Genomic DNA, 14,323 nt, shown 5'->3' with positions numbered 1-14,323 from the left:
CGGATTGACGGCTAAGACACATCCCTTGCAGGCGCTTCGGTCTCGCCCGCAGCCATGCAGCTTTTGTTGCGCCCCGTATGCTTGGCCCGGTACATGGCCTCGTCGGCGGCACGCAGCAAGTCGTTTTCGAGGCCCGGCCCTGCGGTGCGAACCGCCGCGCCGACACTGGCGCCGACTGATCTGGTCTGACCGTCGAGGATGGCCATGGGCAGGTTGATGTCGCGGATGATCCTCTCGGCGAGGGCCGAGAGGGTTTGCTGGCCCGTGCGTACTGTCGACAGGATTAGAAATTCATCGCCGCCCATCCGGATGAGCATTTCGCCCTCTTCCAGCAGAACGGATAGCCGGTTGGCAACCGTCTGGATGACATGGTCGCCGGCCGCATGGCCAAGGTGGTCATTGACACTCTTGAACCGGTCCAGATCGATCAGCACCGCGGCGACTTCCGTTTCGGCTTGAAAAACGTTTCTGGCGTCCTCGAAGAAACGCGCCATCATGCGCCGGTTGCCGACGCCCGTCAGCGCATCGTGCAAGGCGTTGTGTTCAATCTGGGCATTGAGGTCCCGCAACGCGCTGTTGGCCTCGCTCAGATCCTTGTTGAGCCTTTCGGTTTTCGTCCGGACTTGCCTTTCGTGCGCGGCTTTGCTGCGGGCGAGGCGGAATTCGAGCCGGTTGCGGAAATCGTTGCTCTGGCGCTCGGTTTCCTCGGTGAACATCTTTTTCTGCAGTTCCACATAGGCCTTCAGGTAACCGAGGGCGCTGCGGTGCTCTTCGAGAGCTTCATGGGTCTGGGACAGCTTGTAGAAGAAGTTGCGCGTCCAGTGGTGATAATCAGCAGCGGTCGCGTTCAACAGCCCGTGCTCCAGTTCCTTGCGGGCTTCGTCGTAACGCTGCTCCTGAAAAAGGCCGAGACCGAGAACGTAGTAGAGATGGCAGGCAACGCGGTGATCCTGGCTGAATTGAGCTGACTTGAGGCCCTGCCGGGCGCAGTCACGCGCCTGCTTCAATTCACCGGTCTCGACCAGCGCAGCGCCGAGCACTTCATAGGCATAGGGCAGGTTGACGGCGTTGCGATGCTTCAGTGCGTCTTCCAGGCAGGATCGGGCAGCGGTGACGGCAGCGTCTAGCGATCCGCAGCGCAGTTCTGTCCGCGACAGGGTCTGTAGGATATGCGAGTGCTCGAAGACCAGCCCCAGCTTGTCGGCAATCGCCATCGCCTCGTCCAGCTTGGACCGCGCCTTGTCGTAGTCGTGGTAATAGGCGCACATGTTGGCGAGCACCGTCAGCGGCTCGATCCCGGCCCTGCTGTGCGCGGCCGGGCCCAGGATCTCCAGGCTCTCCCCCAGGATTTCGTCCGCAAGGCTAAGCTCGCCGAGGCTGTAGACACAGACGGATTTGATGACGAGCAGTTCCGACCAGCCTTCCGGATCGGACTTCGGGTCCATCATCCGGAATGCTTCGTCTGCGAGCCGGGCAGCAGCATCGAAATGCCCGGCCCAGCGTTCCAGCCATGCCAGGTTGAATTGCAGCGGCCGGCCGCCGGCTGCGATGCAGGGAGACTGTTTCAGAGCACTGTATAAAAGGCGTTTGCAGAACGCAGGATTGCGCCAGCGCAATGCCCAGCTCCGCTCTTGCAATTCCCTCAGCACTGCCTCCCTCAACGGCAACTTTCTAAAAACTATCACTGTTGATCATAGCCATAATTCGCACATTACGCCGGAATTTCATCTGGAAAAGTCAGAGATTTGTTGCGTTGCAAAAAATAGAAGCACAATATATTGGTGATTTTCTGGAGGTTTGGCATGTCCGGACGGATATTGACTGTTGCACAGCAAAAAGGCGGGTCAGGTAAAACCACCCTGGCGGCCCACCTTGCCGTTGCCTTGGCCAAACATTCCGGCGAACCGGTGGCGATCCTCGATGTGGACCCCCAGGGCTCGCTCGGCACCTGGTTCGAAGCGCGCGAAGACAGTCTGGGCGAGGAGGGAACGGGCCTTGAATTTCGCACCGCCTCCGGCTGGGGTGCCCGGCGCGAGGCCCGTGCGCTCTCCAAGTCGCATGGCTACGTCATCATCGATACGCCGCCCAAGACCGACAGCGACGCCAAACCGGCGATCGATGCCGCCGATTTCGTGATCGTGCCCATCCAGCCGACCCCGGTCGATCTGTGGGCGACTTCCCAAACCATAGAGATGGCCAGCCGGGAAGACACTCCAGCGCTGCTCGTCCTCAACCGGGTACCTCCACGGGCGTCCCTCACGGGTGAAATGGCCGATGCGATTGCCGCCTCAGGCTACGACACGCTGGCCGCACGGCTGGGGAACCGGACTGTTTTTGCCGCCGCCATGGGCCGGGGCTTTGCAGTCACCGAGGAAGCGCCTTCCAGCAAGGCCGCCCAGGAAGTCGGTGCGCTTGTCGAGGAGCTTGTCGCCCGGATCGGCTAGATCAGCGGACGCCCCACCGGAATCGGTTGAGCGTCCAAAAGCTGATCGATCTTGAAATGGTAGAGCCTAGGCTGCGGCCTAAGTCATTCTGATCCCGGCGTCAGGAGAGTCGCATCTGAAACAATATTTGCCTTGTCCTTGTCACGATCCGGTGTCTTGATTGGGAAAATTCCCGGCCCCGGAGGAATGGCCATGTTTGATTTTTCGATTTTTTCTCAGACTATTCGTGAAAACACTCCGCACCGTCTCAAGTCATTTCTGAAACCGGCCTTGAGAGCATTCGCGGCAACTGCGGCTGCTGCCATGCTGGTTTCAGCCGCCGGGGCCCAGGACAAGCGCATCGTCACCGTCGACGACGCCGATTTCTTCGGCGGCGATTATCGAACCGTCAAAGGTGTCGACATCGAAGGCTGCAAGACAGCCTGCCTCGGTGACAATCAGTGCCGCGCCTTCACGTTCAACACCTCCGCCGGCTGGTGTTTCCTGAAAACCGATTTTGGCGAATTGCAGAGCTTCGCCGGCGCGGTTGCCGGCCGGGTGGTCGAGGTCAAGGCGCCGCGAGCTGACGAAAGCGCCGACCGCAAGGCGGAGCTTGTCTTCCTGCCCAAATCGCAGCTGGAAAGCGCGGAAACCTATTCGCTCAGCATCTCCAACAATGTTCGTTCAACCGGCCAGACAGTAGACCAGTTGCGCCAGAGCGGGCTGGTGGAACTCGGCCGCCACAACGGCGCTCCGGCAGAAGCAGATTTCCTGCAGGTGATCAAGCTGGAACCTGGCGACTACGAGGCCTGGACCCAGCTGGCAACGGCCCTCCTGATGCAGAATCCCGACGACTGGCAGGAGCGCACCAACAAGCGCAAGAACGCCGTTTCGGCCTCGATCAATGCCTATCTGCGTTCCGTCAGCGCATCTGAGCGGGCGCTGGCACTGGAGCTGGTCGGCCGCTCGCTGGTCCGCGAAAGCGAATACAAGACCGCAATCAAGGCCTATCGCGCTTCGCTTGCGGCTGAGGAAAATGGCAGCGTCCGCCGCCAGTATGACGACCTTATGGCAGAACATGGCTTCCGCATCGTCGATCACGTGGTTGACAGCGACAGCGCTTCACCCCGGATCTGCCTGGTCTTTTCGCAGAACCTGCCCATCGGCGAGGACATGAGCCCCTATGTGAGTGTTACGGGCGAGGGAACTTTCGCCGTTGAATCGGAAGGCAATCAGATCTGCGCCGATGGGCTGAAGCATGGCGGCCGCTACCAGATCACCGCCCGCAGCGGCCTGCCGGCATCAGACGGCGAAAAACTGGAAAAATCCGCGGAGATTTCGGTCTATGTGAAGGACCGGTCGCCTTCGGTGAGCTTCCTCAGCCGCTCCTACGTTTTGCCCTCCGGCGGCAACCCGACGATCCCGATCGTGTCCGTCAACACCAGCGAGGTGGAGGCCACGATCTACCGGGTCGGCAACCGGTCCGTTGCCGATATCCTGCGCGACAACCGTTTCCTGCGCCAGCTCGACAACTGGCAGGCCAACCAGATCGAGGACGAACTTGGCGAGAGGGTCTGGAAGGGCATTGTCGAGACCGGCAATGAACTGAACCAGGACATCACCACCGCGATCCCGGTCTCCGAGACGGGTATCGAGATGAAACCCGGCATCTACGCAATGACGGCGCGTTCCAAGCTCGACCAGCAGAACCGCTGGGGCGCCCAGGCCACCCAGTGGTTCCTTGTCTCCGATCTCGGTCTTACCACCCTGTCCGGCGACAATGGCATCGTCGCCAACATCCGCTCGCTGACAAGCGCCAAGGCCATCGAAGGTGTCACTGTCCGCCTGCTGGCGGTCAACAACGACATTCTCGGTGAAACCACGACGAATGCGGACGGTTTTGCCGAGTTCGCCGTTGGCCTGACGCGCGGCCGGGGCGGTCAGGCTCCTGGCATTCTGGTGGCCGAAACCGGCGAAGGGGACTATTCCTTCCTGGACTTGCGCAAACCCGCATTCGATCTGTCCGACCGTGGCGTCGAAGGCCGGCCCGCTCCTGGTCCGCTGGACGTCTTCGCCTGGAATGACCGCGGTATCTACAAGGCCGGTGAGACCGTCCATGCGCAGGCGTTGCTGCGGAACGCCGCCGCCGTCGCCCAGCAGGACTTCCCGCTGACCTTTGTCTTCACCCGGCCGGACGGTGTTGAACAGGCCCGTTACACGGTCGAAGACGGCGGTCTTGGCGGTTATCTGCAGGATCTGGTGCTTGCCTCGTCCGCCCAGCAGGGCATCTGGTCCTGGCGTGTCTTTGCCGATCCCAAGGGAAGGGCTCTCTCGGAGCAGACTTTCCTGGTGGAGGACTATCAGCCCGAGCGGGTCGATTTCGACCTTGAAACGGACGCCAAGACCTTCAGCCGGACGGGGCCGACCGAAGTCTCGCTGGATGCAAAGTTCCTCTACGGTTCTCCGGCGAGCGGTCAGACGCTTGAAGGCGATGTGATCGTGCGTCCGGTGCGCAAGCTCGAAGCCTATCCCGGTTATGAGTTCGGCGTGCCGGAGACCGATGCCTATTCCGAGCGCGGGTCGATGTCTTCGAACCTGCGCACCGACGACGACGGCAAACTCACCTTCGAGGTGACGATGCCCGACCTGCCGGTGACGACCATGCTCTACGACGGTGAGCTGATCGCACGGCTGGTGGAGGCCGGCGGCCGTTATGTCGAGCGCGACCTGAAGCTTCCCGTCGCCCTCGACGGTCCGCGCATCGGCGTGAAGCCCGCCTTTGACGGTGGCGTTGACGAAGGCGGACCGGCAAACTTCGCGGTCATCGTGGTCGACGCCAACGGGCAACAGACAGATGCCACGAATGTCGGCTGGACGCTCTCCCGGGTGGACCGGCGGTATCAGTGGTACCGCTATGACGGCAACTGGTCCTATGAGCCGATCACCACGACGCGGCGGGTGGCCACCGGCAAGGTCGACGTAAAGGCGGGCCAGCCGGCCCAGCTGTCGCTGCCGGTCGAATGGGGCGAGTACCGTCTCGACGTCGAAGGCATCGGCGATCTGCAGACCTCGACGCGCGTCAGCTTCGATGCCGGCTGGTATTCGGCCGACGCCACCTCCGACACGCCGGACTATCTGGATGTCGGCCTGGACAAGGCCAGCTACCGCCCGGGTGATACGGCGAAACTGCGCCTGATACCGCAAATGGCCGGAGTGGCCGTGGTGAATGTCGTCTCCGGCGGCTTCGTCAGCAGCAAGGCGGTGGAGGTCTCGGCCGAGGAAACCGAAATCGACATCCCGGTCAGCGACGATTGGGGTGCTGGTGCCTATATCACCGCAAGCCTCTACCGGCCGATGAATCTGGACCAGAAGCGCATGCCTTCACGCGCAATCGGTCTTTCCTGGCTGCAGGTGGACCCGGGTGCGCGCAAGTTGAGTGTCGAACTCTCCGCGCCGGACAAGATCCTGCCGGAAACAACCCTTGACGTGCCGGTCAAGCTTGCCGGCCTTGAAGCCGGAACAGAGGCCTATCTTACTGTTGCGGCAGTCGATGTCGGCATTTTGAACCTGACCGGTTACAAGACGCCGGACCCGGACAGCTGGTATTTCGGCCAGCGCCGGCTCGGCACGGATATCCGCGACCTTTATGGCCAGCTGATCGACCGCACCGCCGGAACTCTGGGGCGGGTACGCTCCGGAGGAGACGCCGCAGGCATGCGGCTCGATGCTCCTCCGCCCGATGAAGAACCGCTGGCGCTGTTCTCAGGCATTGTAAAGGTCGGCGACAACGGCGAAACAACCCTGTCTTTCGACATTCCCGCCTTTAACGGCGCCGTCAAGCTGATGGCGGTCGCCTGGACCAAGGACGGGGTTGGGCATGGCGACCAGGAAGTCCAGGTTCGCTCACCCGTGGTTGTGACGGCCAGTGCACCCTCCTTCCTGGCACCGAACGACACGTCGCGGATCGCGCTTGAGATCGACAATGTTGATGGCGCGTCCGGAACCTATGAACTTGAGGTTTCCGTCGCAGAAGGCCTCAGCCTTGAAGACGGGACGAGTAGCCAGACCCGCTCGATCGACCTTGCCGCCGGCAAGAAGGAGCTGGTGCTGATGGGCGTCAGCGCGGGTGGACTTCTGACGAGGTCGGAGGTTGTTGCTTCCTTGACCGGGCCTGAAGATAGATCCTACGTCAAACGCTTCAGTCTGGAGATCGAGGACACACAGCCGGAAGTGGTGCGCCGTTCGACCTTCGCCCTTGCCTCGGGCGACAGCCTGTCCTTGAGCTCGGACACCTTCGACGGCCTTCGTGCCGACACGGTCGACATCACCCTGTCTGCCGGAGGCGCTGCAAGCATCGATGTTGCAGGCCTGCTGGCAGCGCTCGACCGCTACCCCTATGGCTGTACGGAGCAGACGACCAGCCGTGCATTGCCTCTGCTTTACCTGAGCGAGGTGGCGGAAGCGGCCGGGCTTGGCGGTGACGATGCCATTCGCGAGCGGGTGGTCAAGGCGATCGCCCGTGTGCTGGCCAACCAGTCGTCCTCTGGCGATTTCGGCCTGTGGAGCAGCTATGGCAACGGCGATACCTGGCTTGATGCCTATGTCACCGATTTCCTGACCAGGGCGCGGGAGAAGGGCTATCAGGTTGCCGATCTCGCCTTTACCAGTGCACTGGACAATCTTGAGAACCGGATCGCCTATGCGTCCGATTTCCAGGACGGCGGGGAAGGCGTTGCCTATGCGCTCTATGTGCTCGCCCGCAACGGCCGCGCCTCCATGGGGGACCTGCGCTATTATCTCGACGCGAAGCTCAAGAACTTCGCGACGCCGCTCGCCAAGGCCCAGGTGGCGGCCGGGCTTGCCCTTTATGGCGAGCGGGACCGGGCTACCATCGGCTTCCGCGCGGCGCTTGCCGCCCTGCCGTTGGAAAAACCGTCCTACTACCGCGACGACTACGGCTCGATCCTGCGCGACAGCGCCGGTCTCACCGACTATGTCGCCTCGGCGGCGATGGAGGACAGCCTCAAGGCGGAGGCCATCAGTTTCCTGAAAAAGGCGGAAGACAAGGATCGCTACCGCTCGACCCAGGAAATGGCCTGGATGCTGCTGGCAGCCAATGCGCTGAATGAATCGGCGCAGGATGCCCGGATATCTGTCCGGGGCGAAGTGACGCCCGGACGGCTTGCCTGGTCGCTCGCCGGCGAGGAAGTCGCCGCCTATCCGGCAGAGATCAGGAACAATGGGTCGGCAGCAACGGAAATTCTGGTCTCCGTTGCCGGTCAACCGCTTGTTCCGGAGCCAGCGGGCGGCAAGGACTATGCGATCGAACGCAAGGTCTACGACCTTGATGGCAACGAGGTTGATGCCTCAGCAGTGCCCGTCAACACGCGCGTCGCCGTGGTTCTGACGGTACGGGCGCTCACCGAACATCCCGGACGCCTGATGGTGGTCGACCGGCTGCCGGCCGGTCTCGTCATCGACAATCCGCGTCTGGTGCGCTCCGGCGATCTGGGTGGTCTTTCCTTCCTGTCGACGGTGGATGAGCCGGATCACTCGTCCTTCTACCGCGACCGCTTCGAAGTGGCCGTGGACCAGACCAGATGGAGTGCCCGCGAGCTGAGCTTTGCCTATCTTGCGCGCGCGGCGACACCCGGCAGCTACAGCCATCCACCGGCATCAGTCGAGGACATGTACCGTCCCGATCGGCGCGCGATCTCGGGAACCAGCCGGTTCGTGGTGCTGGGGCCGGCCCGGTAAGAGCCCGCGATGAGATCGAGGCGGCATGATTGGCAATCGATCCGGCGGTGGGCAGCTGCTGCCGGGTTGGGCTTTTCTGTCCTGTTCGCATGCGCCGCCCTGAAGGTCCGGCACGATTACAAGACCTTGACGCTGCCGCCGGAGGTCGCCGATCTCTCCCTCTCCGTCGTCGTACTTGATCGCGACGACCTGCTGTTGCGGGCCTTCACCAGCTCGGACGACAAGTGGCGTCTGCCGGTCGAACTTGACCGGATCGACCCGCTCTATTTCCGCATGCTGCTCGCCTTCGAGGACAAGCGCTTTCACAGCCACGGCGGATTCGATCTCAGAGCCATCGCCCGCGCCGGATGGCAAAGCCTGCGACAAGGCCGCGTCGTCTCCGGCGGATCGACCCTGACCATGCAGGTGGCACGGCTTCTGGAAGAAACGCCGACCAAATCAGTCCAGCGCAAATACGAGCAGCTTCTCAAGGCCGTGCAACTGGAAAACACCTTCTCGAAACAGGACATCCTTCGGTTCTATGCGCTGCGTGCTCCTTTCGGTGGCAATCTGGAGGGCATCCGCGCCGCGTCCCTGACCTGGTTCGGAAAGGAGCCGGGGCGGCTGACACCGGCCGAAGCGGCGCTGCTCGTCGCCTTGCCGCAAAGCCCGGAAGGGAGGCGTCCGGACAGGTTTCCAGAAACGGCGAAGATCGCACGCAATCGCGTTCTGGCCCGGGCGGTCACCGCTGGTGTTCTGAGCAAAGAGGACGCAGCTTCGGCGGCGGCGGAACCAGTCCGGGCGCTCCGCTATGCCATGCCGTTTCTTGCCCCGCATGAAAGCAGGCAGGCGAAATCCGGTTCTCCGCAGGAAACAGTCCATCGACTGACACTCGACCGGGACCTGCAGGCGACCCTCGAGGCGCTTGCGCAGCGCAAGGCCGGTACGATGCCGGCACCGGTTTCCATGGCAATTCTTGTTGCCGATCACCAGACCGGCGAAATCCTGGCCAGCGTCGGTGCACCGGATCTCCTCGACGATGCCCGTCAGGGGCACGTGGACATGACACGTGCGACTCGCTCGCCCGGGTCGACACTCAAGCCGTTCATCTACGGCCTGGCTTTCGAGGAGGGGATCGGTCTGCCCGGCAGCTATATCGAAGACCGGGCGACGGATATCGGCGGCTACCAGCCAACCAATTTCGACCAGTCCTATCAGGGCACCGTGACCCTGAGAGAAGCCTTGCAGCTGTCCTTGAACACGCCGGCCGTCAAGCTTCTGGAGGCTGTCGGGCCGGCAAGACTGATTGCACGCTTGAAGAGGGCGGGTGTTCAGCCGGTCATGGAAAAGGGGATTGCTCCCGGTCTTGCCATCAGCCTTGGCGGGCTCGGGCTCTCCTTGAGAGACCTGACGCAAGCCTATGCGGCGCTGGCGCGAGGCGGTTCACCCGTTGCTCTCAGCGTTTGCCGGGTGGGTTGCGCTCGGGACGCCGCACCTTTTGCCCCGCAGCCGGTCTTGAGCGAAAAGGCCGCCTGGCTTGTCGGCGATATCCTGTCCGGCCTGCCTCAGCCCCAGAGTGCGGAAACCTCTCATGTCGCTTACAAGACCGGCACGGCCTACGGCTACCGGGATGCCTGGGCGGTTGGCTATGACGGCAAATATGTGGTTGCCGTCTGGTCAGGGCGCCCGGACGGGACACCGGTGCCCGGAGCAACCGGGGCGGTGGTCGCGGTGCCGGTTCTCTTTGAGGTTTTCCAGACCCTGGGCCCGAAACGCGTGCCCTTGCCGGACGGTCCGGCGGAAGCGATGGCGATGGCGGACCTTCAGGTGCCGCAGCCATTGCGCTACGCACGCCTGCCTCAGCGCCTGGCAACGGCCCGGCGCGGCAACACGCTCCAGATATCTTATCCGCCCGACGGGGCAGAACTGGATCTCGACTTCAATCCTGGTGTGGACGACGGCTTGGCGGCGCAGCCGCTGGTCGTCAAGTTCAAGGGTGGGGCGGGCCCCTTCTCCTTCCTGGTCAATGGCCGGCCACTCCAGACGACACAGCAAGAGCGCCAACTCGTCTGGCAGCCCGATGCGCCAGGTTTTACAGACGTGACCATTGTCGATGCGGACGGAAACAGCGCGGGAATCACCGTTCTGCTGCGCTAGAGTACCTCTCGGTCGGTTTGAAGTGTTTTGCCGAGGCCGGTTTAGTGCAAGATCGAGTGAAATGCCGAATGCTGCGCTGGCCGCACGGCAGAGATAGTTCCCGATGGTACTGAGTAATACCGGCCTGGCCCTTCGGGTTCGCGTCCGGCGAAAGTCTGCTTTGTCGGACGCAAAGTCCATAGTCCGGCCATGGACTTTGCGTCCCTCCGTACAATCGCCTCGCTGGACGGTAAACCGAATGCTTCGGTCGAACCGTTAAGCGCTCCAGATCTCCAGTCCGCAATACCGACGTGTCGCTGCCAGGAATTCTACCGCATTTCGAGAGCTTGCTTCGAAAATGCCTTCAATGCCGCCCGACCTTGCTTCCGGCAGTGCCGGTAACCCTGAACTGGAATATTGCAGGCATCCAATCGCAAACCGATAAACCGCATCGACGCCAACAACGGCGCCGATCATTTGCCCTATACCTTACCTGGAAATGCCACTACCGGCTGATCAACGCGATCCCCTTCGACGATGTGCTGATGGTAGCAAGGTTTACCGAATTGCTCCTGAACTCGTTCCAAATCACTTCGTATGCGTGATCAAGTGCCGAATCTTGTGCATGCAAAGGATCCGTAGGCCTGGTTTTTCTCCCGCGTTTGCGTCGCAGACAGCAACTTGCTGCATTCGAAGTCTGACTTCCGGGCCCTAAACGGCATTCCGTAAAGGAGGGTCGCAAAAAGAACCGATAAAACTACCTATGTTGCGTCAAAAAGGAAAAGAGATAGTATTCCGTACAAAATTTTTTAATTGCGAAGAAAAAATATTTCAACCTTAGGGCTGTACTGGGTTTTAGTTATTTATTTTCTTGAAAGTATTTATATTTTTGCGCCAACGGAAGGTTTTTCTAAAGAGTCTAAGTGACGTTAAGGAATCTTTGATATTAATTTAATGTGAACATGTGGGTGCGTCAATTCTGACCAAGAGTAAGAAAAATATGTTGCAAAACAGCATGTTGCAGAAAAAACACACGACGACTTCTGTGTTCCTCTATGTGGTAGTTTGGGCTTGCTGTGCCGCATCGAGTTTGGTTCTTAGGTTTTGCGACGGCGAGTAATCGCCAGAAAAAAATGGTTCGGAAAAGAAATACTGGATCGTTTTTGTACGAAATCGCGGGGATGGTGCCTGTCAGGCCGTTTGGTCAGGCCGGTGCCAGTGAAAATTGACTTTTGGAGGTCAGATATGAAACTCAAGAGCTTGATGCTCGGCGCTGCTGCTGCAGCTGCTGCCACCACCGCCCAGGCTGCCGATCTTCCGGTTGCTCCGGAGCCGGTTGACTACGTTCGCGTCTGCGACGCTTACGGCGCACGCTTCTACTACATCCCGGGCACCGAAACCTGCCTGCGCGTCGGCGGCCGTGTCCGTACCCAGTTCGTTGTGAACAACGTCCTGGACGACGGCAACTGGGGCAACCGTGACTCCGAAGGCTACTCCTGGCTGTCTCGCGGTTACCTGTACCTCGACGCTCGCACCGCAACCGAATTCGGTACCCTGCGTGCATACGTCTCCATGTACATGACCAACGTGAATGGCGCTGGTTCTGCTACTCTGGACAACGCTTACATCCAGTGGGGCGGCCTGACGGCTGGTTACCTCGGTTCTAACGCCAACATCTACACCGGTCAGACCTTCATGGGTGTTGTCACCCGCGACTGGGCTGACTCCACGCTCAACCAGATCGCTTACACCGCTGCCTTCGGCAACGGCCTGTCTGCCACGATCGCTCTGGAAGACCGTTCCGGCCGTGAAGTCGGTTCCTACGGCGGCACCCGTGCTCCGGACGTCGTTGCTGCTCTCGGCATTTCCCAGGGCTGGGGCGCTGCAAAGCTGGTTGGTGCTCTGCACCAGGTCTACCCGAACGTTGCCAACAACAACGCAACCAGCGGTGAAGACAACCTCGGCTGGGCAGTTGGCGCTGGCGTGAACTTCAACCTGCCGATGATCAACTCCGGTTCGAACATCTACTTCCAGGGCTTCTACGCTGACGGCGCTCTGTCCTACATCGGTAACGGCATCACCGGCGCAACCGGCGTGTCCGACTACACCGGCGACGACACCAACAGCGGTTACTCCCTGTCTGCTGGTCTGTACATCCAGGCAACCTCGACCATCGGTCTGGCACTTGACGGTTCCTATGCAGCCGTTGACATGTCCAACAATGGCAACGACGTGACCCGTTACGCAATCGACGGTTCCGTTCAGTGGGAGCCGGTCTCTGGCTTCGTGATGGGTGCCGACATGGGCTACTCCAACACCGACATCGACAACTCTGGCGACACCGACGAACTGAAGTTCGGTGTTCGTATGCAGCGCACGTTCTAATCATCTGATTAGAATCTGACTGTGATTCTCTGAACTCCAGTCAGTCATGCGGCCCGGCAGGCTCCAATCTGCCGGGCCGTCCCCTTTTTGGGGAAGGCGATTCTTGCCCTTTTCGGTCCGGATCATTCGGCTGCGCGAACTGCTTTGCGTCTTGTCTACAGCCGCTTTTGAGCCTGTTTCCTAACAGTTTCTAAATTTCCGATCCGTTTTTGTGACATTCGCGCAACACCGGTTTTTGAAAACAGCCCTGACGGCAGGTGCTGGCTGCATTCTGTGTTGAACCAGAAAATCGGATGCGTATGGTCATCTTGCGAGCGGCTTCGTGCCGCACTGGTTTGATACCTCGGACATCCAACCTCCGGCCGGTGGCAAACACAGACATAATTCGCGGGGACAATGGTGCTTCTTTATTAGTGCCGATTGATATGACTGATTGGAGGTCAGAAATGAAACTCAAGAGCTTGATGCTCGGCGCTGCTGCTGCAGCCGCTGCCACCACCGCCCAGGCTGCCGATCTTCCGGTTGCTCCGGAGCCGGTTGACTACGTTCGCGTCTGCGACGCTTACGGCGCACGCTTCTACTACATCCCGGGCACCGAAACCTGCCTGCGCGTCGGCGGCCGTGTTCGTACCCAGTTCGTTGTGAACAACGTCCTGGACGACGGCAACTGGGGCAACCGTGACTCCGATGGCTATTCCTGGCTGTCTCGTGGTTACCTGTACCTCGACGCTCGCACCGCAACCGAATTCGGTACCCTGCGTGCATACGTCTCCATGTACATGACCAACGTAAACGGTGTGAACAGCTCCACGCTGGACAACGCTTACATCCAGTGGGGCGGCCTGACGGCTGGTTACCTCGGTTCTAACGCCAACATCTACACCGGTCAGACCTTCATGGGTGTTGTCACCCGCGACTGGTCGGACACCACGCTCAACCAGATCGCTTACACCGCTGCCTTCGGCAACGGCCTGTCTGCTACGATCGCTCTCGAAGACCGCTCTGGTCGTGAAGTCGGCGCCTACGGCGGCACCCGTGCTCCGGACGTCGTTGCTGCTCTCGGCATTTCTCAGGGCTGGGGCGCTGCCAAGCTGGTTGGTGCTCTGCACCAGGTCTACCCGGATGTTGCCAACAACAACGCAACCAGCGGTGAAGACAACCTCGGCTGGGCAGTTGGCGCAGGCGTGAGCTTCAACCTGCCGATGATCAACTCCGGTTCGAACATCTACTTCCAGGGCTTCTACGCTGACGGCGCTCTGTCCTACATCGGTAACGGCATCACCGGCGTGACCGGCGTGTCCGACTACACCGGCGACGACACCAACAGCGGTTACTCCCTGTCTGGTGGTCTGTACATCCAGGCTACCTCGACCATCGGTCTCGCACTTGACGGCTCGTACGCTCAGGTTGACATGGACCAGAACGCTGCCATCGGCGACGTGACCCGTTACGCAATCGACGGTTCCGTTCAGTGGGAGCCGGTCTCTGGCTTCGTGATGGGTGCCGACATGGGCTACTCCAACACCGACATCGACGGCTCTGGCGACACCGACGCTCTGCTCTTCGGTGTTCGTATGCAGCGCACGTTCTAATCAATCCTCACTCGAGGTTTGAGGGAAAACCCGGCGGAAACGCCGGGTTTT

6 protein-coding genes are annotated in these 14,323 nt (G+C 60.7%); 5 read left to right on the top strand and 1 reads right to left on the bottom strand.

The annotated features are described in order from the left end of the window. Window positions 1-11: 11 nt before the first annotated feature. Window positions 12-1,616 (bottom strand): diguanylate cyclase domain-containing protein, encoded by a 1,605-nt coding sequence (locus tag ACX3M4_RS07310; RefSeq protein ID WP_459357923.1) that lies wholly within the window; start codon window positions 1,614-1,616, stop codon window positions 12-14. A 186-nt stretch (window positions 1,617-1,802) separates the two neighbouring features. Here ACX3M4_RS07310 and parA point away from each other — a divergent pair, with 186 nt between their 5' ends. The 5 genes from parA to ACX3M4_RS07285 all read left to right on the top strand — a co-directional run bounded on the left by parA (window position 1,803) and on the right by ACX3M4_RS07285 (window position 14,272). Next, a complete protein-coding gene (parA, locus tag ACX3M4_RS07305; RefSeq protein ID WP_459357922.1) occupies window positions 1,803-2,444 on the top strand; it encodes a ParA family partition ATPase in 642 nt (213 codons plus the stop codon). Between the two features lie 303 nt (window positions 2,445-2,747). Then, window positions 2,748-8,180 (top strand): alpha-2-macroglobulin family protein, encoded by a 5,433-nt coding sequence (locus ACX3M4_RS07300; protein WP_459357921.1) that lies wholly within the window; start codon window positions 2,748-2,750, stop codon window positions 8,178-8,180. A gap of 9 nt (window positions 8,181-8,189) precedes the next feature. Beyond that, on the top strand, window positions 8,190-10,316 hold the full coding sequence (pbpC, locus tag ACX3M4_RS07295; protein WP_459357920.1) for a penicillin-binding protein 1C: 2,127 nt from the start codon (window positions 8,190-8,192) through the stop codon (window positions 10,314-10,316). Between the two features lie 1,224 nt (window positions 10,317-11,540). After that, entirely contained in the window at window positions 11,541-12,680 is a 1,140-nt protein-coding gene (locus ACX3M4_RS07290) for a porin (RefSeq protein ID WP_459357919.1), read from the top strand. 446 nt (window positions 12,681-13,126) lie between these two features. Next, window positions 13,127-14,272: a porin gene (locus ACX3M4_RS07285; protein ID WP_459357918.1), complete on the top strand. Its 1,146-nt coding sequence runs from the start codon at window positions 13,127-13,129 to the stop codon at window positions 14,270-14,272. Window positions 14,273-14,323 lie beyond the last annotated feature (51 nt).

It is taken from the genome of Roseibium sp. M-1, from assembly GCF_054515675.1.
The sequence above is the reverse complement of the archived record's forward strand: the minus strand, read 5'-3'. Positions and strand labels throughout refer to the sequence as shown.